This window comes from Reticulibacter mediterranei (assembly GCF_016587455.1).
In genome coordinates, this window is record NZ_BNJK01000004.1 from 251,552 (window position 1) to 273,938 (window position 22,387).

The following is a 22,387-nucleotide window of genomic DNA, read 5'->3' on the forward strand; positions in this document are numbered from 1 at the left end:
TTGTCTGCCACACGTACAGAGGAACATGATCTGTAGCCATTTTTGCAGTTATACGACGTCGTATCTTTTCGTCAGGATCACACTGCCAGGCCAGTAGAATAGATGTACTTGCAAATTGCAAGAAGATCTCTGCTTCCGATGAATCATCCCGAATCCCAGAGTGAGAAGGAAAGAAGGAAACACCTATGAACACATCTGATCAGCCCAATTCCACCAAAAGCCTCGACACCTCCGCGCTGCCTACGGTGGTCAACCGGGCCACCTGGCAGGCGGAACTGGAGAAGCTGCTGGTTCGGGAAAAGGCGCACACTCGCCAGGGGGATGCAATCGCGGCGGCTCGCCGGCGGCTGCCAATGGTGGAGGTGGACCCTACCATCCAGCTTGTCGGCCCGCATGGACCGATTACGCTCCTGGAGGTCTTTGAGGCGCGATCGCTTCTGATTGCCTACTTTCACATGTGGCATACCGGTCAGCCCACCAGCGACCAGTGCGAGGGCTGCACCTTCTTCAATGGCCAGGTTCGCGAGCTCTCCTACCTGCATTCCCGCGACGTCACCTATGCTACGTTCTGCGAGGGCCCGTACAAAGAGAGTATACGTTACCGCGACTTTATGGGGTGGGACGTCCCGTGGTACTCAGCGCAAGACTCCGCCGAAACTCTGCTTGCTGGCCGTGGGTTCGGCATGCTGGTGTGCTACCTGCGGCATGGCGATCGTGTGTTCGAGACCTATTTTAACGACGGTCGAGGAGTGGAGGTAATGAGCCCCAGCTACGGCCTATTGGACATGACTGTGTATGGACGGCAGGAGACCTGGGAAGATGCACCCGCTGGCTGGCCGCAACGGTGGGGGGGAAATACTGGTCAACACCCCTTCCGCAAGAACGGACGTCCCACAGCCCAATGGTCCCGGCTTGCGGCCGGACGCTCTGACGACCTCGGCACCGGGGCTACCACCCCACATAGCAGCCAAAACCAACCGTGACCTTTCCTCTGGTTCCGCTTGCGTGACACTGGGCCGACACGACTGGCAGGGCTTCTCAGAGAGTGGAGGGGCAGAACGTCCTCGCGGGAAAGCAACGAGCAGGTGCATCACCTCGGCGATGCACCTGCTCGTTGCCCCTCCTGGGTCTCACTTTTCCAACGATTTTGCGACTTCTCCGCTTACCTTTTCATCGCATTCTCCGTCCATCATCATCGGTACTCTCTGCTCTTTTGGTAAAGAGAAATCATATCTCAGTATATCACGTGTGAGTAGATAAATTCCTCTACAAGAGTACTAGAATGGAGAGATGAGAGAAAGGTAAGGGAAAAGAAAGAGAAGCGAAGCTGCAAAAACGATTTTGACACTCAGCAGTTCAATTACCCCAATACAGCAGCTGAGCGTCGTAACAAATCGAGAAGCAACTCTTTTAGGAATGAGAGAGGGCGCTACGATCTTCTTCAGCTTTCTCCTGTGTCTCTTGATGTTCCTGTTCTGGAAGTCGCAATGGTCGAAGGTTGTTGAGGGAACGAGCCGATTGATGGCTAAAACTGTATTGGCCGATGAGATTGATATGTTCCCATCCCAGCGGTGTGATATGAGGAAGATACTCTTCAGGGACGACTTCACCCCGCTTTTTCAGTTCTTCAACTGCTTGGGATAAGTAGACTGCATTCCAGGTGGCGATAGCTGCCATAATCAGATGGAGACAGCTTGCACGGTGCATCTGGTCTTCAAATACTCGATCCCACAGTTCCCCATGTTTGCCTGAGAAGAGCTGTCGGGCCAATGCATGAAGTGCTTCCCCTTTGTTCAGACCGATGAGGATACGGCGACGAAAGGCTTCGTCCTGAAAATAGTCGAGGAGGAAAGAAGTTCGCTCCAAATTTCCTAACTCGGTCAGCGCACTTGCCAGTCGATTTTGTCGGCTGTAGGCACGTAATCGGCGCATGAGTAGCGACGCCGAAACGGACCCATGACGAATAGATGAGGCGACACGTTGCATCTCTTCCCAGTGCTCGATGATATATTTGGCCCGTACTGGAGAGGCAATCAGTTCGTTGAGGGGACCTTGATCAGAAACAGGTTGATAGGTGTAGAGATTTCTGTCGAGTGAGGAGCTGATACGGGGCGCAAACTTGAAACCCATCAAGGTCGTTAAAGCAAAGACGTGATCGGTACTACCTCCAGTATCAGTATAATGTTCGCGGATATGCAGATCACTTTCATGATGGCAGAGGGCATCGATCACATGTAAGGCTTCGCTCTCGTTCGTACTAATGACCTGCTGCTTTCCAAAGGGCATGAAGACTATCGGCGGTATGAGAGTAGAAGGTTACGCCTTTTCCAAAGCCGAAATGACGAGCATTTCGGACAGCATTAGGGGTCTTGACCACCGTTTCAATGCGCATCCCATCAGAAGATGAGCTAGTTCCGTCGCCCCACATCCGGGCAAATGGGAGATTCAGCACAAAATTATCCAGGGTTGCCAGGGCTGTTAGCAGGGTCTCCTCGCGGATATGCCAGTCAACCGACCAGGAGAGTTGACGATAACTGTAGGGACAGGAATCCGCCATTTTGGAGAGGCCATAATTCATTCCCATCCCCATCAGCCCGGCGACTAGAATTAATCGCTGAGAACCTGTGGTTGCCATGCCAGTGCGGAGACTGGGTCAGGTGGCGCAAAAAGCCGGTCCAGTTATCTACTTCAAGCAAGAGATCCGCAAGGGGAATACGTGCAGGGCTTTCCAGTTCTCCGCTCAAAGGGGTGCAGGGTCTCCCTGCCGGGGTCTGGGGTGTCCCCAGTTTCCTTCCCTCCTTCGCGCGCCGCCTGCGACGGCGCGCAAAAGAGAAGAAAAAAGGTTTTTGCGGGGACACCCCGCACCCCGGCAGAGGGCTGCCGCCCTCTGCACTCCCGCTAGATGGGAGAATTGGAAAGCCCTGGGAATACGTGGCAGGAACGTTGACAAACGGCGACTGTGATACTCTGCCTGCTCTGGGACTGCTTTTTCTAAAGATGGGAGTTGAAGCTTGCCATGCTCATCCAGGCGAAGACGCGCCATCCACCACACCAATCGACTTGCGCAGGAGTGAGAGCTTCTCAACAATTTCCTGTTGTTTTTGCTCCAGATAGTGTTCAGCGGTCCCTTTTACCGCCAATCTCGTCTGCTTTTTCTCGATGAGCTGCGCAAATTCCTGTTTCGGCAAGAGGTAATCTTCAAAAGGCTGGTGCCGCCGCGATCCGCCAACCGCCACATCTCCAGAGTGGAGCCGAGCATTGAGCGATTCAAAGGCCGCAGCTTCATACTGATTGGGCGCGATCTTGTCTCCAAGAACGACATGCTTCTTCCACTTGTCTGTGAGATGTGAGAGCGGGGTCGTCACTGTCTGCTTTCCTATCCGCTGCTCTACTCCCGTTACCCGTTTCCGAGATTTCTGCCTGCCGAGCGGCGTGATCCAGAGCCTGGATCGCAGGTGTCCCGGAGGGTCCTGGCTGAAAATCAAGCGCTTGATACAACGTGAACAGGCTCTTACGTATCGGCACATAGCGAGTCTCGATCAGATAAAGGCGAGTCAAAGTCTTCTGGTCGTAGCAGCGCTTTGGCAGAGGTGACGGTCTGTTGAAGGACGATAGCTGGCACCCGCGCTAGCACAAGCCTCTTTGATGTCATTACCCTCTTCACAGCTTTGCAAGAATGCCTCTGCCGCGAAAATGCAGAAGGGCCAATTGAATGGCGAAACCAAAGCGATTGGCTGGCCGCCTACGGAGATTGACCAGCTCTAACTCTTCTGGGGTGAGAGTGTAATAACGAGCGAGATCCCGATCATCAAGGTCTGTCGGGATCTTCATCATGATCTGACGCTGCTCATCAGTCAGATAGGTCAGGACTTTTTTATGGGTCATGGGGACGCACTCCAAATCTATCAGTAAGAATGCATCTTTCTTACTATACCCTCATGCCCCTGACAAGCTTAGCGGAATCCTTCAGGACTTTTTTACCGTTCTCTTGTCCTTGGCGGAATCTATCGGGGAAATTATGTCGGGACCCCAATGAGGGGAAGCTTCCCGACACGCTACGTGTTGCCTGTGATGAGCATGACTTGATGGTAAATGCCCGACGAAGTGGGTCTGGCTCACTTTTGGTGATCAGGGTGTTGCAGAGTTCGCAAGGCAGATGAGCAAAGCGTTTGGGAGCGGATGAAGTTTTCAAAAGCTCGTGCTGATGAGATGTTCCCCACACAGGTGTGCCAGAACATCTTTGAGGACTTTTCCCCCTTTGGATCTATTGGTATGTAGAAGTGTCCAAGGAGTGGCCCTTTCAATATCTGCGTTGTCCGGGTATACTTCTTGAGAGGTGCAGGATTGAGAGGAAGAGAGTCTTTTTCTGGTCTTGCAAGCAGAGATGAAGATCTCTACATCGGAAAGAGCAAGGTATGACAAGCGGGTTACTTGCAGCATTGGTATTCTGCGGTCTCATTATTCTGCTCTTCGCAGCGTTGGTCTATCTTTTTGGTCGCGTGACACACAATCGTCGCTACCTTTTCGGTCGCAAGATTGGCACGCTTAAATCTCGGTCAGAGCGCCGAGAGAGTGCTCATATGGAGCGCAGACACAGGAACTCATATCACACATATCGGTAAGACCTGGATCACCAAAAGTGAGCCAGACCCACTTCGTCGGGCATTTACCACTTGACGGAAGAAGGTGATGTTTCAAGGAACTGCACGACGAACACGCACGAAGGGAACGCTGCTCCTGGGTGAGCATGACGAGAGGCGATACGGTAGGAAGAGCCTTTTTAGCAGCTTTGCCGAAGTCGAACCTCGCACTCTAGAGATCGAAGCCAATTGACGGCTCTGAATTCTCGGCAAAGGTAATCGCGTGTGTGAGGATTTCGCGCAGACGATGAACGGCAACTTCGTAAAGTTCCAACATATGCTGGTTCGATTGCTCTGTTATATGATTCCAGAGAAACAGGTAATGCATCATGCTCATTGAAGCCGTGATATCAGATCTGGTCTTCTGCGCAAGCAAGGTAGGGAGAGAGAAAGAACCACTGTGAATAAGCGGCTCCAGAATCTCGAGTTCTTCTGCCGTAAGTATTTGAGGCACATGGACATAGACCTCTGACCCAGCATCGCCAAAGACATATTTCCCAGGTTTTTTTCCAAATGTGCCTAGATGTTCCCAAGAAATGCTGTGCTGCGGGAAAGGTTGTAATAAGACGAGAACTGGATAAATGTGTGTAATTGTTTCTCTCTTCAGCCCTGGAAGTTTGATCATCTGTTGTGCCAATCCATCGAATGTGTGAGCTAGTTGCTCGATTTTATGCTGAAACTTCCGTCTTACGTCGTTGCGAAACGTTGTTGGGTCTGCTTCTATTAATGTCTGGATGGGAAGAGAGGTGACAGTCATCTCAAAAAGGATCAGATTATTTCTGCTCACCAGTATTCCATCGCAGCATCGTGGCGTCTTTCCTTTCTTGCTGGCTTGCAGCATTTGGGGAGACGATTGAAGAATGGCTTCTTCGTCAAAGAAGCGCTCAGATGGTGTATCGGCATAGATGCGAGCGAGGAGATCAGTCATGTAATCCTGAAACAGATCGCCAATGTAGTGAGTGAACGTTTGCACACCCTTCTTTGCATCAGTCGTACGAAAATGTTCATGTAAGAGCCAATAAGCCCCCATGGACAGCTTATCGAGTAGAAAAGATTGGTCGATTGGAATGGTTGAGCCGTTACTCAACCGAACCAGGGGATGGCGTTGAAATGGGAGAAAACTCAAACGCTCTATTGTCTGATCGGCAGTGCCAGGACTGGCTTTACATCCTTCATCGCGCGTCTAATCCTTCTCTGAAGACGGTTCTCTCCAGAGAAGCGTATGTCAATCGATGGGTTGAAGCAAGCAAGCAAGCGAGCGGAATCACCGAGAGTGGACCAGATCCAGATTAATTCCCAAATTTACAGCCATACAAATCTCCTCTTGATAAAAATTTGAGGGACGATGCCTTCAATTTCTCATATATTTGTGTGCCCTCAGTTCTGACACAATCCTTGCCACGATGACCTTGGCGGCAGTTGCGCTGCAGGCGCAATGAGGAGCAAAAGATCAAAACGACGTATGACGGGCGGTTTGCAGGAGGCTTCGCGAGCAGAGTCTTGTTCTTGGCGTGACGATCTTGTTGGTTGGAAAACGAGGCGTGTGCAAGAGCGGCGTGCGCTTGCGCTTTGAGAAGAGATGGGCTATACTCGCCCTGCATCGCTCGAAAATCTAGAGAGAAAAGCAAGAGAGCAAGGAAGATGGCCGAGGAGCAGGAGCTGCAAGGTCTGAAAGCTTTCATGGAACGAAAGTCGTGCATGTTCTCATTTGTAGAAGTGACCGCTCTGCACAAGATAACAGGTTGAGTGAAGGGCTGGCCCCTCGTCTCCAATGGCTCACACAGCAAGGAATAGTGATCGGGGGAAGTGGGTTCGTTGCCCCTGGGCAGCATGTGCTGGAGGAGATGGTGCATGCGGTACTTTTCTCTCGCATCGCCATCTTGCTTATGAGTATGGATTGGTTGCTCGACCCACTCATGCAAACGCTGGAACCCTTATTGCTAGAACGTGCTCATTTAGGGGAACTGCATCTGCTTCCCGTTCTTTTGAGACCATTTCCTTACGGCTTTTCTGCCTTTGCACATCTCGTTCCAGTCAACAACTGCAAAAGTGTTGGGGAGATGACTCCTGTGGAGCGAGAGAAAATCTGGGAGTCCATTCTCTCTCACGTCCTTGAGATTTTGGGGATCTCCCTTTCGTCACCAAGCCTTTCTTCTATGCTGACTGAGCAGTATCTCCAGAATCTGTCTGTTCTGCTGACAAAACACACGGAATTGCAAGCCAGCTTGTTCGGAGGAATGGGCGATGGCACCTATAATCATGGGCTTGGAATACCCCCTGATCGTGTCTTGCTTGCTAGTCACTCTGGAGAGAAAATCGTTCACGATCAGGTATGGTCAACCCAGATCCATGTGACAGCAGCGAAGATAAGCTCTTTTACCGGTTTGGTAATTGCCAGAAAAAAGTAACCACTGCTTATTTCTCCGTTTATCCAATGAGTGTGCAAAAAAGGAAGGATACTAGCCCCCTTTTTTGCTGTCTGTCGCGGCTCCTGGTCATGGCCGAGCTAGACCGGAGGAATGTGGAGTGAGAACAGTGCGTGATTATGAGCCAGGGGCCAGGCATGGATGGTGGGCCAGAGGGTGAATAAGAGCATATCGCTCACTTGGGCGATATGCTCTGGAATGGGGTTCCTCTTATGTTGGAGATGCATCCTCTCATGCTGGAAACGATTCGTTCTGAAGATCAAAGAGCGTCGGTTGCGTTGAGACAGGAAGGTGCTTGGGCTTTCTCTGAGGGAAACGTGCATATGGCAAGGTGCCACGCAATCGCGGGAAGAATCTCACTGCGATTGCCGCACTCACCTGAGCAGGCATGGGCGAATCGATGCTGATCGAGGGATCAGCCAATGCCGTGGCCTTTGAACAGTACATCGAAAAGATTCTCACCCCTGCTTTTTCGGAAGGACAGATTGTGCTCATGGATAATCTGGCTGCCCACAAGTCCGTACGGGTGGCGGAAGTGATCCAGTCCAGGGGATGTCAACTCCTCTTTTTTTCCGAGTTACTCGCCAGACTTCTCACCCATTGAAGAAACCTTCTCGAAGCTGAAAACCTTCCTGCGTCGGGCTGGAGCCCGCACACGCGAAGCGCTGCAAGAAGCCATTGCTCAAGCATTGCAGACAGTGACCACCTAAGATGCGCAGGGCTGGTTCCAGCACTGTGGTTACTTTCCACAGACAGGAGGGTAACAGTCTCAAAAACCTTCGGTTTGTTGAAAGTAAAGAGGGAAAAAATAAGCGAACTTAAGATAGAAAGCTAGGGGCTCTGTCAGAACTGAGAATACAAAAGTACAGAAAGCTCTTCAAAATCTCGCAGATACCATTTGCTGAATTATGAAATGGCAGTCATCAATTCTTGCAGGGCCACCAGCCGTTCACAGAATAACAGCCGTCGTTGCGCCAGTGACCGTGTTTCCCTTTCTCTAAAGCAGAAGCGAAAATATTGACGTAATTCATCAAATGCGCGACAAAAGCGTGCTGCTGAAGTGACGTTGCCGAAACCATGCATGGGATAATACCGTTGCTTGATGCCTCAATGATCCTGTTCTATCCGATTGTTCAGATACACATTCGTTCGATGCATTACCTCCTTGCCTATGGCTTCATGTACGGCACGTGGGTAGGAACGATGTCCGTCAGTCGTGACTTGTTCTGGTGCATGGCCAACAACCGCGACTGCTTGCGTGAAGAACTGTTTTGCTGCCACCAAAGAAGGCCGAAGTGATCTGCGAGGCGTGATGGTAGAAGCCGCCTGGGTCGCCGTCGAGCATCATCCTCACTGGAAAGCCCAGTTCAAGCGCCTGGCGAGCCGGATTGGCAAGCAGAAGGCGATTGTAGCCGTGGCTCGCAAGCTCCTGGTGGCGATCTGGCATGTACTGACTGGGCAGGAGGCTGATATCAATCTCCAGATAGAAGCGGTGAGTCGCAAGTTGATGAACTGGATTGCTCATACCGGAGCTACCCCAGGCAAGAAGCGAGATCGGCTTTTACTCCTGTACGAGCAGCTTGACCGACTTGGATTGAGTGAAGAGGTGGAGCAGGTCGATTACTATGGTTCCACCTATCGCTTGTCCACAAGGCAGAAGCTCATACGAGCTGCGCAGAAAAGAAAGGAGACCTAGCCATCAGGCTCTTCTGAGGATACCACGCCGCTTCCTCGCGGTCTCGGCCATGCCCTTCGGGTGCTCTGCTACGCTCCGCAGCCTTGACATGCGTCAGCTTGCGCGGTTTTTGGGTGATACGCCTGATTGACGGTCAAAAAATGGCTGTTTTTGCCCTCTTGACAAAGTAGACACATCGGTGTCATACCCCTCTCTATGAATCAGTATGGAACTGTAATGAAAGCGTTTACTTAATGCTTGCAATTTCTCGAAAATGCTGATACTATAGCAGTGAAGTGTTTTCGCATAGTGCTCGTGCCTTGTGCGCCTTTGTTGTGCTGCCTTATTGGCGCGACTCTTGTGCTCCGGTCGTCACCATCGTTGAGGGTGAGCCTTCGTGCTCACCAGGTGACCGGTTCTCGTGGTTTGTCACCGTAGGTTCGCTGTCTGTCTTGATCGCCCTCGACATCGCGGAGGACACTCAGAGGAACCCCGAGACGAGTTGTTGGCCCTTCGTCTCATCAGAGGAACCACCGTCTTTCTGGGCTGCGTGTGAATGACATGTGTACAGAAGGATCGTAGGCCGACCGCGCTCCCGCAGCGCATGTTGCTGCGTCCCTATCCACAACGGACACACAACAAGGAGGAATCATATCCGTTTTATCTGGCCAAAGCCTTCTTCCTCATTATGGGCCTCGCGCCCGGAGAGATGAGCAAGGACAATGAAGAGGATGTTTCTCACACAGGGACATTCTCATGGCTATGTTGCCAGATACCCCTCCTTGCTCGCTGTGAATCTTGACCCCTCCCTCTCCCGATGGGAGAGTAAGGGATTGGGGAGCACAGAGAGAGGTGGTAGTACATGAGGTGGAAGCGCATCTGGTATCTCGTCCTTTGGCAGGTGGGTAACAGCGAACAGGCGTCGCCAAGGCCGTACAAGTGCAACTGTGGTTGCGGCTGTCAAGCCAGGCTCCCGGAACCGGGCCAGTGCTTCATGTGCAGCATAGGCGAACATGTGTAGCTGTGCCAGCACCTCAAGGGGGTGCCGCTCTTCGGAGTGGCACCCCGGACGCGACTCTATCAATTCCTGCTTCTTCAATATGGCGCGGCAAGATCGGCGACACGAGAAGAAGGAGATGCGCGACAAGAGAAGCTCTACAGGGGCATTCTCATAGCTATGTTGCCAGATACTCCTCCTGGTCTGGACAACATTATCACAGATGTAGTGAGTGCTTCACCTGCATTCTCTGTGATCGGGGTGTCGTGGTTACCATTGGGGTGATTGCGGTTCTCCGATAGAGAGGAAGTGGCTGACAGCCGCACAGCATTAGCACTACCCGTCTCCAGCAACCGCTGGGGACATCGCAGCCAAGTCGTTAAGGAGAACGACAATGACAAGTAGTGAGGAAGTCAAGCGCACCCAGAATAAGGTGCTGAAAAACTTCCAGTCGCTGACCAGCGGCAATGGCCTGCCTCCGGACGACGAACCAGCGATCCCAACGGCGCCTGCGCCCGACCCATCGGACGACGACACCCGTGGGTTCCCCGGGGTGAAAGACGCTCCGAAGGGCGCGGGCGGCGGCAGGTACTACGGGGTGCCAAACGCGCCGCAGTAGGATTATGACCTGACCTTCGCGGCTAGCAGCCGGTCGGGAACTCAAGAGAAAGGAGGGGCAAGCGCCGTAGGGCGTACCTCCCCTCCTTTCTCTCTCAGGCACCGACTAAGAAGGGGCGACTTGGCAGTAGAGCCGGGTTGCCCCTTCTTGTTGCAAAGAAAGCTTTTGCGAGGCGAAACGGTCAGTCTCCCAGAAGCAGAATGAGGGGGTGGAGTTAGGGCTTCAACACCCTTCTCAAGCCGATTGGACACATTCCAAAAACCGAGCGATGTGGTTTGACAGAGGAGTATGCAAGCGTTCGACTTTGTCAACCTCTCTGGTTCTTACGCACGAGTTTCCCTCTTCTTCTGGCACTGTATTTCTCGACCGGCTCTCTAGAGTCTGTTCGTGATTCAATTCCGAATCCCGGGGAGGCGAGCACATATTTTGGTAGTGTTGCAAAAAAATTGGGGAGGAACGCGGAGGATGAGCCTGCCTATCCTGCTCAGCTTAGGCGACCATTCCAAACAGGCGAGTGATGAATGCAGCTTGGCTTGGGCTGTCTCCTTTGTTCACTCCCTGCACTTGTCCTTTCCTGATCATGTTCATAATTTCATATCCCTGTAATGTTCTCCAAGTTGTCAGATCAGAGAAAAAGCCCATGCCAGGCTTGGTCAAGCGCTTGATGAAACGGTGGTCCTGTTCGATGAGATTGTTGAGGTATTTCACTTGTCGCAGTTCACATACTTCGAGGATGAGTCCTTCCTCTTTGAGCTCGTTGAACGCTCTGGGATAGGCCGCGTTTTTGTCTACGTTGATCACCCGAGGCGAGCTTGTATGAGATACAGCAAGCGTTTTCAGAAGGAAGCGCTTGGCGGCTTGCGCATCTCTGGTTGGACTGAAACAGAAATCGAGCGTGTTGCCCTGTGTATCAACCGCACGAAAGAGATACACCCATTGCTTTTTCACTTTGATGTAGGTTTCATCGACGCGCCACGAGTCATTAGTGACTTTGAGGTAGGGTCGACAGCGCTTCTCCAGTTCGGGTGCATAGTGTTGGACCCAGCGATAAATGGTGGTATGGTCCACCCGCAAACCACGCTCCAGCATCATCTCCTCAAGATCGCGATAGCTCAAAGCGTAGCGCAGATACCACCGCACGCAGAGCAGAATGATGTCGGCTTGAAAATGACGCCATTTGAACGCGTTTCGTTCGCTCATGATGAATCCTCTTTTGTCTGCTTTTCCCAACTGTACCAGATCAGCTTCCTTCTTGCAACACAACCCGCCCATCCACCAGGGCTTTCCAGTTCTCCGCTCAAAGGGGTGCAGGGGTCTCCCTGCCGGGGCCTGGGGCGTCCCCAGTTTCCTTCCCTCCTTCGCGCGCCGCCGCAGGCGGCGCGCAAAAGAGAAGAAAAAAGTTTTTTGTGGGGACACCCCGCACCCCGGCAAAGGGCTGCCGCCCTCTGCACTCCTGCTAGATGGGAGAATTGGAAAGCCCTGGCCCATCCACGTTGGGTAGAGACCCTGTGGCCAGCCTGCTTGGGAATCCACCTGACGACTTTGAGGCCCTAACCAGAGCCCTCTATCGAGGGGATCGCACTCCAGGGCTTCTTGCTATGAACACTGTTGTCGTGGCGAGAAGATGAATGACCACCCTAGTTCTCATGACATTCATCACCCAGGGCCTCGGGGCCTGTCTTGGTTGTAGCGCTGGAGCAGCATGCATACCCATGGCACCGACTTTTATGAGTGGTAACACATATTGCAACTTTTGATTGCGATAAAAAGTCGCAACCCTGACGCTTTCTCAGCTCCTCAAGTGGATTTTCCAGTGGGAAAAGGCCAGTTTTGTCGCAATGAATACTTTAAATATGAGTAACCACTCATAAGAGTCGGTGCCATACCCATGTATAGCTGCAACTGATCGTGCCGTACAGGTAGTGCTCGCACAGCCGAATGAGAATCCTCGAGCACAATCAAAGCACGTAAAGATCTTGATGCGTTCGTGCGTCGCCTGCCTCGGGGAGGTGGCAACGCACGATGCCAGTGTACATTCAGGAGCAGGAGCTGTGAGAACCGTCTACAGGGTCATTGATACCTGCCTGCAACTGTATGGGTGTCAGGATAGGCTGACCGGGCTCACCGAGGAGAACCGCGACAAGTACAGTCTTGCCAGACGGACTGGGATTGTTGGCGAGCAGATGAATGCATTCATGCGGTTCATAGAAGGTATCCCCCTGCCGATAGATCGTGGGCGGGTGCCCACGCATCTCAAAGAGGACACTGCCTTCTGCGACGTAGCCAAAGATAGGCCCTGGATGACGATGAGGTGGGGTAACGTATGAGCCGGGCTCCATCGACACCTCGATGACACTTACCTGTACTGGATCGTGGACCTGCACCGTCTTCTCGAGCCGCACTGGATTTTGTGTCTGTGGGACAGGGTAGCTATCCCTCTCATGATACCAGCCACGCATGAACTCCTCCCAGGTCTGTTTACCCATAGCGGGGGCAGAATGCTGAGGTTCGCTGGAGCTAAAAGTTGCAAACAGGGAGTTGGGCAGGTCTACAGCGCGCATGCTTACCTTCCTGCCTCGCACGTGAAGATAGGTCTGGATCATCTCTTCGAGGGTAAGAACCTGTGGGCCTCCCATATCCTCGACCTGCCCCGTCTCGCTTCCTTCGGTCAGAGCAAGCAGGCGCTCTGCAACTTCGCCAGTTGCGATGGTCTGCAAACGTACATTGGGCGGAACAGGGATCACGTTCAGCATCTCAATGCCAAGCGACTGGATGAGGCGCAGAGCGAGGCTATGAAACTGGGTTGCACGCACGATAGACCAGGGAAGCTGCGATTGCATCACAATGCGTTCAGCTTCATACTTCGCCTGATGGTAACTAGATTGTGCACGATCAACGCCGACGATGGAGACATAGATGAAATGAGGCGATCCAGCCTCGCGGGCTGCATGAACGAGCATACGCGTTCCACCAATATCAGTCGCCAGCGCTTCTTGAGGCGAACTGGCACAGTGAATGATGGCATTTATTCCTTCAACTGCCTCGCGTAGCCCGGTTCCCGATGTGAGTTCGCCATAGACGGACTCGGCCCCCTGCGGAAGATCAAGATGAGTCTGACGGCTCAAAACCCGAGGCGTATGTTGATGGGCCAATAATTGAGCGACGACCAGACGACCCAGTTCGCCGGTTCCTCCCGTAACAAGAACATTTGCCATAGTGTATCGTAGTCCTTTCCTTCTCTTCTGAGTATGCCTGACTATATGGCCTGGGAAAACCCTGCACGCCAGCTGGGGTACAAAGGTTGCCAGTTTAGGAGACGACGGGCTCTGGTATTCATCGCTCCACGTGCAGCACGGGGTCGGTCCGTCCTCACGGGCACGGCTGGAGCTGAGAGAATTGCCACATACACGGCAAGCCATACGGTTGCCGGGTAGGCTCGTCATCTACCACATTGACAACGCCTCGGGGTCAGTTCAACCCCAATAGAGTAGCATATGCAGCAGCATCAATGTGCAGGAATGAGGTGACGCCCTCATCAGCAACCAACTGACCATGCGTACCTGCTCGGCGATAGGGCCGTTAGGGGCGTACCACGTTCCTGGCCCAGAGAGCATTCCATAACGCAGTATGACGCCCCGCTCCATTTCACCAACTGCCTGCTCAAGAGTCTGGAGGCCTTCAATCGTAACAGAACGTAGTGCGGATGCTTCGATGTCCAGGGGAACGCTCTCATCGGCTGGTCCTTCGCCAGGAGCATACGCTCATGCGATGCTTTGCGCAATGAGGTGATGCACATCGATAGCCTTCGCAGCGTCAATCAGGTGGCGCGTGCCCTCCTGGCAGCGCCACATCTACTTCATAACCATTCTGTGTTTCACAGATGCCCATTGGTACAGTCAAAGACGGCGAACCAGGCATCAAGCCCGGACGCACAAAACTTTATTCAAACACTTGATCCATGACGCGATGAAGACGGAGCCCTTCACGGAAAGGATCGTAGTGATTATCGATCTGTGCCTCCTTCTCTCCTCTGAGACTATCTCATCTGTTGTTTCTTTTCTCCCTTCCCCTTCCTGTTTTCCTCCCCGCCCAAGTATATGTTGCCGCTTCTTTCATTGTCAAGTATTTATTTAATCTCAACTACATTATATGGCTGTCTTTTTCAGCATATATATTTGACAGGAAGTCGAAGATTCCACATATTTGTACGGTGAAAAAATTTGGGAAGCGTCAGAATTTAGACGAAGATTTGGCATGGGAATAGTTGATGAGGTATGCTGAGGGCAAAGACTCACCTGATGAGGAATAATTCATGAATTGTCCGCATTGTGCTTCAGCCACCACGAAGGAACAGACCAAGAAAACCGCTCTTGGGTATCAAACGTTCCGCTGTTTAGATTGTAGGCAAGCCTTTAACGAACGGACAGGAACTCCGTTTAACTTTCTCGAATACCCTACTGATATTGTTCTCCTTGTTGTTCTGTGGCGACTACGGTATAAGCTGAGCTTGCGGGATCTCGCAGAAATGTTTCTGGAACGCGGCTGGGAGTTCACCCACGAAGCAGTTAGGCAGTGGGAGGCACGGTTCGCTCCAAGGCTCACAGAACATCTGCGGGCCAAACGACGCGGACAAGCAGGGCGATCCTGGTATGTCGATGAAACCTATATCAAGGTCAGGGGAAAGTGGTGTTACCTCTATCGTGCCATCGATACGGATGGCAACCTAGTAGATTCGCGGCTGAGTGAGAAGCGAAATATGGAGGCCGCCAAACAATTTTTTAAGCAAGCACTCAAGGCGGTTGGCCACGCTCCTGAGAGGATCACGACCGATGGGCATGACTCCTATCCTCGTGCGATCCGTGAAACCCTTAGCCATGACGTCATCCACCGCTGTAACCCCTGCCTTAACAATCGGCTGGAGCAAGACCATCGTGGCATCAAGCAGCGTTACTACCCCATGCGTGGCTTCGGAGATATGAACTCAGCCTCACGCTTCTGCAGAGCGTTCGATGAAGTACGCCAGTTTTTCCGCGTCCGGACCACCACGAGACAACAGATTTCCCTTGCTTACCGACGCGAGGTATTCCTCCAGCGATTGGATGCACTGAAGGCTATGGTGCTGGTATCTTAACCCAGAAGAATGGAAGGCGAGAAGCTCCTGACTGTTTTGTTGCTTCCTGTGTTCTCAGTTCTGACACATCCTTTTTGTGTCCTCGGTTCTAACAGACCCTTGACAACTGTCCAATGCGGGTATATACTTACATCATGAAAAGAACATTTCCCTGTCATTGCACCACGCTGCGCTACGCTGCGCAAACGCTCACCGAGGTCTATGATCGAGTCCTTGCGCCCAGTGATCTCAAGGTGACGCAATATATGCTTCTGGAAAGCATTCTTGAGGATGAAGCCGAACAAAGCATTACCGACCTTGCTCAAAAGCTGGGAAGTGATCGTTCGACCATTGGAAGAAATGTGCATATTCTCGTACGTGACGGGTTGGTCTCTCTGGGCAGAGGAAGCGACCGACGAGAGCATACCGTACACGTCACCCAGAAGGGACATGAAGCTGTTGCTCTCGCCCATCCCTTGTGGCAAAAGGCCCAGGCCGCAGTTGCGGATACACTCGGACAGGATCAACTGAACATGCTGAGGACGCTGCTTTCTCAATTGGAAGGGATAAGCATCTAATTTTTTTGCCCAATGCAGGTATATACCTGCATTTTTCGTTGCATATTGTTGTTACACGAGAGCCTAGAACAAGGAGTTTTCTCTCATGAATTCATTGCCGCTCTATCGTGAATATCTGGTCTCTTATCAGGGATCCACCATCTACGCTCGCCATTATGCGGGAACAGGTCCCGCATTCGTCTTAATGCACGGCTTCCCTGATAACCTGCACATCTACGACCGTTTGATTCCAGCCCTACATGGGCGAGAGATCATTACCTTCGACTTTCTCGGTTGGGGAGCATCTGACAAGCCGACAGACCACGCTTATACCTCGAAGCAGCAAGAGGAGGAACTGCAGGCGGTGCTCGCTGCCTTGCAGGTTGATCAGGTGATCCCGGTCGCCCATGACGCGTCTGGCCCCGTGGCGATCAACTGGGCCATGGAACACCCAGAACGCGTGTCCGCGCTTGTTTTACTCAATACGTATTATGGATACACTCCCACATTGCGCTTTCCAGAATGGATCAGCCTTTTCGCTGATCCAGCCTATGCTGCTTTGGCCCGAGCTATTACTGAAGATCTTACGGTGGCTCAGTGGCTTTTCAGGTGGCAGGGACGCCAGTTCACTCAAGGTTCCACTAGGGTGCCAGAGGGATTCTTGCAGATGATCTGGCCGCAATTTGCCGCAACGCCAGGCACGTTCCCGGCGGTGCTCAGTCTGACGGGTGATCTGCATGTCACCTTGCAGGCCAATACACAACGCATACCTGATCTCAAGCGATTTCATCGCCCCGTGCGCATCATTTTCGGGGCAGAGGACCCGTATCTGAATACGGGCGTCGCTCAATCCTTGCACGAGGCTTTGCCAACTTCAGACCTCCTGCTCTTGCCTGAGCGGGGGCATTGGCCCCAATTGGATGGAGCACCTGCGGTGGCTCAAGCCTTGCTTTCTTTGTCTGAAACTTCGCTCATATAGGATACATGTGGCAGTTCGTTGAAAGGAATACAAAAGACATGAAAATTGCCTTGTTCGGTGCCAGCGGTATGATTGGACAGCGTGTCGCCCAGGAAGCGCTCAGCAGAGGACACGAGGTGACGGCCATCGTGCGTGATCCAGCTCGTATCCAGTTCCATCATCCGCAGTTGATGCTCACAGAGGGAAACGCTCTCAATCGAGAAAGCGTGACACAGGTGGTTGCAGGACATGACGTGGTGGTCAGCGCCATCAAACCTTCTGAGAAGCAGCCTTGGTCTGCTGTGACAGAAGCCGCACAGTCTCTGTTAGAAGGGGTGAAACGTGCTGCTGTGGAGCGCCTGCTTGTTGTCGGTGGTGCAGGGACCATGGAGGTTGCGCCCGGCGTGCGGGCGTTGGATGTCTTCCCTATTCCCGAAGAATGGAAACCTGAGGTGATAGCCAAACTTGAGGAGTGGGAGGTCTATCGCAAGAACAGCGATGTGGACTGGACCTATTTCAGTCCTCCCGTCGAAATTTCGCCAGGCGAGCGCACCGGCACCTATCGTCTTGGCATCAATCAGCTTATTATGAACGCACAGGGGGAGAGTCGCATCTCAGCCGAAGATTATGCCGTGGCCCTGCTCGACGAGATTGAGCAACCTCGCTTTGTTCGTCAGCGCTTCAGTGTCGCTTACTAACAGCCATCCTTCCTAGGTAGAGAAGTAGTCATTTCGTCCGCTCATCTGGATGCCTTCTCTTCCTTTTTATATTCAATAGATATGTAATACAGGCATTAGAATGTAATTTGACAGCACAACGAGCAGGCTGCCTTTCAAAGCAAGCTCGTTCCAGGCTCTATCACAGGCAGAGATTCTCTGCCGGAGGAGAAAGAGGAAAAGAAACATGTCTCTCAAATATAGTGTCTACCTTTCCACGGGCTTTGTGGGAGAACTGGCGAGCTTCAAGGACCCCATAAAAGCCTATGAAACACTGACCCATGTGGCCCAAACGGCTGATGAACTTGGATTTGAGACGGTCTGGTTGCTGGATCATTTTCATCCCCTTCTTCCCTCTCAGGCCATGTTTTTTGAGAGCTGGACCACAGCGGCGGCTTTCGCGCGCGATACCAGGCGGGTGCGTATCGGACACCTGGTGACCGGAAATAATTACCGCAACCCTGCCTTACAGGCGAAAATGGCTTCGACCCTCGATGTGCTCTCGCATGGGCGATACACCTTTGGCATCGGAGCAGGCTGGCACGAACATGAGTATCACGCTTATGGCTACCAGTTTCCTGATGCCAAGACGCGCCTGCGGCAGCTCGGTGAAGCCATCCAGGTCATTCGGACCCTGTGGACGCAAGAGGAGGCCACTTACGCGGGAAACTATTACCAGGTTCGCGGCGCGATCAACCAGCCCAAAGGGGTGCAGCAACCCCATATTCCCATGATGATCGCCGGAAGCGGTGAGCGGGTGACGCTCAAACTGGTAGCCCAATATGCCGATGCCTGTAATGTGCAAGGCAATATTGCAACCATTGAACACAAGTTTGATGTGATGAGAGCACACTGTGAGGCGATTGGACGCTCCTATGAGAGCATTCATCGGACCGCCCTCACGCTCTGTGTTCTTGGTGAGACCGATGAGCAGGCCCGCTCTCTGGTCCCAGGGTGGGCACCGCTCGTTTCCCCAGACCCAGATATCCAGTCGTATGGTCTCGTTGGAACTCTTGAGACGATTCACCAGCGTCTGGCTGCCTATGAGGCGGCTGGTGTTCAGGAACTCGTGATCAGCTTCTTTGACACACCTCAATTGGATACCATGCGTCGTTTTGCTCGCGAGTTTATGCAGTAACCAATGAGAGAGGAGAGCAAGCAGCCATGAGAAAAGTCATTGAATCTACCCTTGTATCTCTGGACGGCGTCATCGGCGATCCATTGACCTGGATCAATGGGTACTTCGGCAAGCAGGCCCAAGAAGTCGCTTTAGCACAACTGCTGGCGAGCGACGCGTTGTTGATGGGCAGGCACACCTACGAAATGTTTGCCGCGACGTCGGACGCTGGAACGAGCGCCTACAGCGAAAGGATGAAGAGCATTCGCAAGTATGTCTTCTCATCCACCCTGGAAAGGGCCGATTGGAACAACTCGGTGATCATCAGGGACAATGTTGCCGATACCGTGACCAGGCTCAAGCAGGAGGAGGGTCAAGATCTTGTCTTCTATGGCCATGGCCCTCTTGGGCAGACCTTGTTGGAGCACCACTTGCTGGATGAGCTGCGTCTGTGGATTCACCCCCTCCTCGTTGGTTCCGGCACGCTTTTGTTTCGGCAGAGCGAAAAGACGACCCTGAAACTGGTCGCGACGAAGACACTAGAGCAAGGCGTCGTCGTTCTCATCTACCAACCTGGCGCAGCCTGAAAAGGCGGGTATGCTTATTGAGGTGCGATGAAGATCTGCGAAAATGTGCTTCCTGCACATTTTCGCTTAGGGTTGTGAACTGAGCAGAATAGGGACAGCAGGGTATCCGCGCCATTTGCCTACGATCGGACGCCATCCCAGAGACGGCAACGATTACCGAAGTGTCTAGTACACGAAGACACAAGTCCTTCTGTGGTTTAGATCGTCAACGCTTTACCTTGCGAGGTCCACTTGAAGGGCTTGGCCGTTTGGTTGTAATAGTCGATGAAAGCCAGCACCTTGGCCTCCAAGTCTTCAACAGAAGTGAAAGAACCACGCTTGAGGACCTTGCGCATCAGGATCGACAGCCAGATCTCAATCTGATTGAGCCATGAACTATGGTTAGGGGTATAATGGAACACCACACGATGGGAGGGATCACTCAAAAAGGCGGCTCGACGGGGCATCAAGGCCAGAATACCATACTCGCCCTTCTTGCCCAGATCTTGTTCAATGCCGGAGATCTGGGCCACCCAACGTACCAGTGCTTCAGACTGATGGATGTTGAGGTTATCGCAGACAACATGCCAGCGCATGACCTCTGGATCAGTCGCGACCACAGCTTGCACATGCGCCAGAAAATCCTCCTCAGTGCGCGTGGGGCCGCAAAAGGGGGCCAGAAGCTTTCCTGTGACGACATCGCGGCTCAAAATGAAGCACCGCGTTCCATGTCGCTTGTACTCGAATTCGCGTCGCTGCACATAACCAGACTCCAGAGACAGACCGGGATGTTTGCGTTCGATGGCTTGAACGCCGGTCAACTCATCGGTACTCACGGTACATTCGCCCTGCTTCGCCCATGCAGGAGCCTCATGATACACGCGACAAATAGCCCTGATCGTTTCTTCGCGATGAGGATCAGCAGGTGGAGTGAGCCAATAGCGGATCAGATGGGGCTGGACATCCCCTTTTTTAAAAGGCGTGAGGCGTGTCGTGGCGAAATATACTTGATGATCCCACGCTGCATCACTTCTTCGGCGATCTCGCGTCCGGTCCAGTGGGTAATGGGACGCTCTTTGGGCTGTTCACAAGCAAAAGCTATCAGTTGACAGAATTGCTCAGTCGTAATCTGAGGCGGTCGCCCCGGCCTGGGAGTATCACTGAGCCGCTCACTCACCGAGAAGTCATCCAATGAAAGCTTCTGCCAGCCGAGCCAACGCATGCGCCAACTGCGCACTGTGTCCACGCAGGCTCCCAGTTCTCTGGCGATCTGCGCATTGCTTTTCCCTTCTGCCGCCAACAAGATCATGCGTCCTCGCTGCGCGATCTGCTGGGGCATACTGTGCTTGCGCACAAGCGCTTCTAACGCTTCCCGTTCTCTCTCGCTTAATGCTAAGACGGCTGGTTTGGGGCCTCGCATCCTGCTGTCCTCCTTGACTTTGTTGGCCCTATTCTACCACAGAAGGACTTGTGTCTTCATGTACTAGTACACTAAGGCAGAAATCTGCCCGTAGTTGTAGTACAAAAGTTCTCGCATGTCGCGTTTTTACAAGACTTTGCACTGTTCACGTGCTATAATTGTTCCTGGTAAGAAATGCCTTGAAGGTTGGCATTTACCAGTTCCTAGCTCGGGTTCGGCAGCTCTTCATCTGGACTCATGTTCCTCCTCGACGTGGATAAGGTTCCTTTCGCAAGCCTCTAACCCCCCTACAGAATAGTTGCATTTGCAGAAATCATAGGAGCAAACATGAAAGGCACATTGGTCGCTCAAGCACAAATTAGTATCAGTGCCCCCATCGCCAAAGTATGGGAAGCGCTCGTGAATCCCGAAATGATCAAGCAATACATGTTCGGCACGAACGTGGTCTCGGATTGGAAAGAAGGGAGTTTGATCGTTTGGAAAGGAGAGTGGGAAGGAAAGCCCTATGAGGACAAGGGCGTGATTTTGACACTGAAACCGGAGCGTGTTCTTCAATACAGCCATTTTAGCCCGCTTTCGGGTCAATCAGACGTGCCAGAACATTACCATACCGTAACGATTGAGTTGCCCTCCAAGGGAACAGACACGCTTCTCAAGCTCTCTCAAGACAATAACTCGACCGAAGAGGAGCGTGAGCATTCAGAAAAGAATTGGGGAATAATGCTCACAGGAATCAAGAAGTTTGTGGAAAAATAACATTGCGGTGCGCGAGGCGCGTACCACGGTGCTATGTAAGCCGGCGTTCCTTCGGCTCTCGCAGAGGAAGGCGTAACATCTTCTGGAGTTTAAGCGGTTAATGCTTTACCCTGATAGGGGTGAAATGAGCGAAGCTGTCATCAGGGGCAATGGAAGCCCAGCATTTCTTTTATGCTCTCTTTGACATTCTTCTGTCAAACCGCTTTTGACAAGCTGGTCTGTCGGTGTAATCCTGACGAAAAGGTCGGTCGCACCACATAACCGCTATCACATATGGTACGCTCACGCTCGCAGCACGAAAACTCATACTTGCTAAATGGCTTGATAGCTAGGCTTCAGCAATTGGCTCAAACGGTATGAACGGTGCAGCGTAAGCACAAAATTCGCAGTTATATGGTACATTGTAGTGCGCCCAAAGAGGCCCATGATTGTCTGCGGCAAGGTTTGCCGCCTCACTCAGGCAAGGTGAGTAAAGCAGCTTCTTACCTTTGACCGAAAGGTACAGGGGAACAGGAGCATGAAGTGAAAAGCCCATTGAAGTCCTAGCACCAGGGACCGGAGGGCGGGCAGCTAGGCTATCTATGGTGAAAGCTTGATTGTTTGAAGCCCAGTCCCGGTGGATACTACCTATCCTGTGGGAGGGTGTAATTGCCCGCATCTGACGAGATGAATGAAAGATACAGTCGCATTCATCTAGCCTGCGTCAGAACCAGCCTTCAAGGAGAAGGAAAGGACGAACGGGCCACCTACGGATAGACCGACAATCAGGGGTAACTCGGGGATCGCCTACACGCTGTAAAGCGCAAGGCGACGGAAGAGTCATAGTACTC

Annotated in this window: 24 protein-coding genes and 1 pseudogene; 13 read left to right on the plus strand and 12 right to left on the minus strand. The window is 52.4% G+C overall.

Annotation, left to right across the window (positions count from 1 at the left end; translation table 11 throughout):
• Positions 1–185 precede the first annotated feature (185 nt).
• Positions 186–983 carry a DUF899 family protein gene (locus K3T83_RS55745; protein ID WP_220211754.1) on the plus strand — a complete coding sequence of 266 codons (798 nt, stop codon included), beginning with the start codon at positions 186–188 and terminating at the stop codon, positions 981–983.
• 427 nt (positions 984–1,410) lie between these two features.
• Here K3T83_RS55745 and K3T83_RS55750 read toward each other — a convergent pair whose 3' ends face one another.
• The 6 genes from K3T83_RS55750 to K3T83_RS55775 form a co-directional block, all read right to left on the minus strand.
• On the minus strand, positions 1,411–2,286 hold the full coding sequence (locus K3T83_RS55750) for a Tn3 family transposase (protein WP_220211755.1): 876 nt from the start codon (positions 2,284–2,286) through the stop codon (positions 1,411–1,413).
• Positions 2,258–2,635 (minus strand): Tn3 family transposase, encoded by a 378-nt coding sequence (locus K3T83_RS55755; protein WP_220211756.1) that lies wholly within the window; start codon positions 2,633–2,635, stop codon positions 2,258–2,260. Before K3T83_RS55755 ends, K3T83_RS55750 begins: the two co-directional genes overlap by 29 nt.
• A gap of 385 nt (positions 2,636–3,020) precedes the next feature.
• The gene (locus K3T83_RS55760; protein ID WP_220211757.1) at positions 3,021–3,527 is read right to left on the minus strand and encodes a hypothetical protein; all 507 of its coding nucleotides are present in this window, start codon (positions 3,525–3,527) and stop codon (positions 3,021–3,023) included.
• Positions 3,512–3,652 carry a hypothetical protein gene (locus K3T83_RS55765; RefSeq protein WP_220211758.1) on the minus strand — a complete coding sequence of 47 codons (141 nt, stop codon included), beginning with the start codon at positions 3,650–3,652 and terminating at the stop codon, positions 3,512–3,514. The genes K3T83_RS55760 and K3T83_RS55765 overlap by 16 nt, the downstream gene beginning before the upstream one ends.
• Before the next feature lie 8 nt (positions 3,653–3,660).
• Entirely contained in the window at positions 3,661–3,885 is a 225-nt protein-coding gene (locus K3T83_RS55770) for a DUF4158 domain-containing protein (protein WP_220211759.1), read from the minus strand.
• A gap of 927 nt (positions 3,886–4,812) precedes the next feature.
• Positions 4,813–5,613 (minus strand): hypothetical protein, encoded by an 801-nt coding sequence (locus tag K3T83_RS55775; protein ID WP_220211760.1) that lies wholly within the window; start codon positions 5,611–5,613, stop codon positions 4,813–4,815.
• A gap of 721 nt (positions 5,614–6,334) precedes the next feature.
• Between K3T83_RS55775 and K3T83_RS55780 the strand changes: the two genes are divergently transcribed.
• From K3T83_RS55780 to K3T83_RS58540, 3 genes are all read left to right on the plus strand, one after another.
• Entirely contained in the window at positions 6,335–7,048 is a 714-nt protein-coding gene (locus K3T83_RS55780; RefSeq protein WP_220211761.1) for a hypothetical protein, read from the plus strand.
• Between the two features lie 406 nt (positions 7,049–7,454).
• Positions 7,455–7,670: a transposase gene (locus K3T83_RS55785; protein ID WP_220211762.1), complete on the plus strand. Its 216-nt coding sequence runs from the start codon at positions 7,455–7,457 to the stop codon at positions 7,668–7,670.
• Positions 7,666–7,776: a hypothetical protein gene (locus K3T83_RS58540; RefSeq protein ID WP_373324783.1), complete on the plus strand. Its 111-nt coding sequence runs from the start codon at positions 7,666–7,668 to the stop codon at positions 7,774–7,776. The genes K3T83_RS55785 and K3T83_RS58540 overlap by 5 nt, the downstream gene beginning before the upstream one ends.
• Positions 7,777–7,972: 196 nt before the next feature.
• On the opposite strand, the pseudogene K3T83_RS55790 reads toward K3T83_RS58540, so the two are convergent.
• Positions 7,973–8,365, minus strand: a pseudogene (locus K3T83_RS55790) (DDE-type integrase/transposase/recombinase); the annotation flags it as partial.
• Here K3T83_RS55790 and K3T83_RS55795 point away from each other — a divergent pair.
• Positions 8,283–8,762, plus strand: coding sequence for an IS110 family transposase (locus K3T83_RS55795; RefSeq protein WP_236065366.1), 480 nt, complete (start codon positions 8,283–8,285; stop codon positions 8,760–8,762). The pseudogene K3T83_RS55790 and the gene K3T83_RS55795 overlap by 83 nt on opposite strands.
• Before the next feature lie 739 nt (positions 8,763–9,501).
• On the opposite strand, the gene K3T83_RS55800 is transcribed toward K3T83_RS55795, so the two are convergent.
• Complete coding sequence (locus K3T83_RS55800) at positions 9,502–9,825, minus strand: hypothetical protein (protein WP_220211763.1); 324 nt, start codon at positions 9,823–9,825, stop codon at positions 9,502–9,504.
• Between the two features lie 307 nt (positions 9,826–10,132).
• On the opposite strand from K3T83_RS55800, the gene K3T83_RS55805 reads away from it, so the two are divergent.
• Positions 10,133–10,357 carry a hypothetical protein gene (locus K3T83_RS55805; RefSeq protein ID WP_220211764.1) on the plus strand — a complete coding sequence of 75 codons (225 nt, stop codon included), beginning with the start codon at positions 10,133–10,135 and terminating at the stop codon, positions 10,355–10,357.
• Positions 10,358–10,846: 489 nt separating this feature from the next.
• Here K3T83_RS55805 and K3T83_RS55810 read toward each other — a convergent pair whose 3' ends face one another.
• Positions 10,847–11,557, minus strand: coding sequence for an IS6 family transposase (locus tag K3T83_RS55810; protein WP_220211765.1), 711 nt, complete (start codon positions 11,555–11,557; stop codon positions 10,847–10,849).
• Positions 11,558–12,393: 836 nt separating this feature from the next.
• Positions 12,394–13,572 carry an NAD(P)H-binding protein gene (locus tag K3T83_RS55815; protein ID WP_220211766.1) on the minus strand — a complete coding sequence of 393 codons (1,179 nt, stop codon included), beginning with the start codon at positions 13,570–13,572 and terminating at the stop codon, positions 12,394–12,396.
• A gap of 1,097 nt (positions 13,573–14,669) precedes the next feature.
• On the opposite strand from K3T83_RS55815, the gene K3T83_RS55820 reads away from it, so the two are divergent.
• The 6 genes from K3T83_RS55820 to K3T83_RS55845 all read left to right on the plus strand — a co-directional run bounded on the left by K3T83_RS55820 (position 14,670) and on the right by K3T83_RS55845 (position 19,402).
• Positions 14,670–15,488, plus strand: a complete 819-nt coding sequence (locus K3T83_RS55820; RefSeq protein ID WP_220211767.1) for an IS6 family transposase — start codon at positions 14,670–14,672, stop codon at positions 15,486–15,488.
• A 134-nt stretch (positions 15,489–15,622) separates the two neighbouring features.
• The gene (locus tag K3T83_RS55825; RefSeq protein ID WP_220211768.1) at positions 15,623–16,045 is read left to right on the plus strand and encodes a MarR family winged helix-turn-helix transcriptional regulator; all 423 of its coding nucleotides are present in this window, start codon (positions 15,623–15,625) and stop codon (positions 16,043–16,045) included.
• An 85-nt stretch (positions 16,046–16,130) separates the two neighbouring features.
• Positions 16,131–17,003, plus strand: coding sequence for an alpha/beta fold hydrolase (locus K3T83_RS55830; RefSeq protein WP_220211769.1), 873 nt, complete (start codon positions 16,131–16,133; stop codon positions 17,001–17,003).
• Between the two features lie 38 nt (positions 17,004–17,041).
• Positions 17,042–17,680, plus strand: coding sequence for an NAD(P)-dependent oxidoreductase (locus K3T83_RS55835; protein ID WP_220211770.1), 639 nt, complete (start codon positions 17,042–17,044; stop codon positions 17,678–17,680).
• A gap of 205 nt (positions 17,681–17,885) precedes the next feature.
• Complete coding sequence (locus K3T83_RS55840; RefSeq protein ID WP_220211771.1) at positions 17,886–18,836, plus strand: LLM class F420-dependent oxidoreductase; 951 nt, start codon at positions 17,886–17,888, stop codon at positions 18,834–18,836.
• A 26-nt stretch (positions 18,837–18,862) separates the two neighbouring features.
• The gene (locus tag K3T83_RS55845; protein WP_220211772.1) at positions 18,863–19,402 is read left to right on the plus strand and encodes a dihydrofolate reductase family protein; all 540 of its coding nucleotides are present in this window, start codon (positions 18,863–18,865) and stop codon (positions 19,400–19,402) included.
• A gap of 197 nt (positions 19,403–19,599) precedes the next feature.
• On the opposite strand, the gene K3T83_RS57010 is transcribed toward K3T83_RS55845, so the two are convergent.
• Complete coding sequence (locus tag K3T83_RS57010; RefSeq protein WP_236065069.1) at positions 19,600–20,217, minus strand: transposase; 618 nt, start codon at positions 20,215–20,217, stop codon at positions 19,600–19,602.
• Between the two features lie 110 nt (positions 20,218–20,327).
• Entirely contained in the window at positions 20,328–20,801 is a 474-nt protein-coding gene (locus K3T83_RS57015; RefSeq protein ID WP_236065070.1) for a helix-turn-helix domain-containing protein, read from the minus strand.
• 327 nt (positions 20,802–21,128) lie between these two features.
• On the opposite strand from K3T83_RS57015, the gene K3T83_RS55855 reads away from it, so the two are divergent.
• Positions 21,129–21,557 carry an SRPBCC family protein gene (locus tag K3T83_RS55855; protein ID WP_220207957.1) on the plus strand — a complete coding sequence of 143 codons (429 nt, stop codon included), beginning with the start codon at positions 21,129–21,131 and terminating at the stop codon, positions 21,555–21,557.
• Positions 21,558–22,387: the final 830 nt, after the last annotated feature.

Bases quoted from the DNA above. Each gene is read 5' to 3' on its own strand.
- K3T83_RS55745 (WP_220211754.1), top strand. From the start codon at position 186: ATGAACACATCTGATCAGCCCAATTCCACCAAAAGCCTCGACACCTCC.
- K3T83_RS55750 (WP_220211755.1), bottom strand. From the start codon at position 2,286: ATGCCCTTTGGAAAGCAGCAGGTCATTAGTACGAACGAGAGCGAAGCC.
- K3T83_RS55755 (WP_220211756.1), bottom strand. From the start codon at position 2,635: ATGGCAACCACAGGTTCTCAGCGATTAATTCTAGTCGCCGGGCTGATG.
- K3T83_RS55760 (WP_220211757.1), bottom strand. From the start codon at position 3,527: ATGTGCCGATACGTAAGAGCCTGTTCACGTTGTATCAAGCGCTTGATT.
- K3T83_RS55765 (WP_220211758.1), bottom strand. From the start codon at position 3,652: ATGACATCAAAGAGGCTTGTGCTAGCGCGGGTGCCAGCTATCGTCCTT.
- K3T83_RS55770 (WP_220211759.1), bottom strand. From the start codon at position 3,885: ATGACCCATAAAAAAGTCCTGACCTATCTGACTGATGAGCAGCGTCAG.
- K3T83_RS55785 (WP_220211762.1), top strand. From the start codon at position 7,455: ATGGGCGAATCGATGCTGATCGAGGGATCAGCCAATGCCGTGGCCTTT.
- K3T83_RS55805 (WP_220211764.1), top strand. From the start codon at position 10,133: ATGACAAGTAGTGAGGAAGTCAAGCGCACCCAGAATAAGGTGCTGAAA.
- K3T83_RS55810 (WP_220211765.1), bottom strand. From the start codon at position 11,557: ATGAGCGAACGAAACGCGTTCAAATGGCGTCATTTTCAAGCCGACATC.
- K3T83_RS55815 (WP_220211766.1), bottom strand. From the start codon at position 13,572: ATGGCAAATGTTCTTGTTACGGGAGGAACCGGCGAACTGGGTCGTCTG.
- K3T83_RS55820 (WP_220211767.1), top strand. From the start codon at position 14,670: ATGAATTGTCCGCATTGTGCTTCAGCCACCACGAAGGAACAGACCAAG.
- K3T83_RS55825 (WP_220211768.1), top strand. From the start codon at position 15,623: ATGAAAAGAACATTTCCCTGTCATTGCACCACGCTGCGCTACGCTGCG.
- K3T83_RS55830 (WP_220211769.1), top strand. From the start codon at position 16,131: ATGAATTCATTGCCGCTCTATCGTGAATATCTGGTCTCTTATCAGGGA.
- K3T83_RS55835 (WP_220211770.1), top strand. From the start codon at position 17,042: ATGAAAATTGCCTTGTTCGGTGCCAGCGGTATGATTGGACAGCGTGTC.
- K3T83_RS55840 (WP_220211771.1), top strand. From the start codon at position 17,886: ATGTCTCTCAAATATAGTGTCTACCTTTCCACGGGCTTTGTGGGAGAA.
- K3T83_RS55845 (WP_220211772.1), top strand. From the start codon at position 18,863: ATGAGAAAAGTCATTGAATCTACCCTTGTATCTCTGGACGGCGTCATC.
- K3T83_RS57015 (WP_236065070.1), bottom strand. From the start codon at position 20,801: ATGCGAGGCCCCAAACCAGCCGTCTTAGCATTAAGCGAGAGAGAACGG.
- K3T83_RS55855 (WP_220207957.1), top strand. From the start codon at position 21,129: ATGAAAGGCACATTGGTCGCTCAAGCACAAATTAGTATCAGTGCCCCC.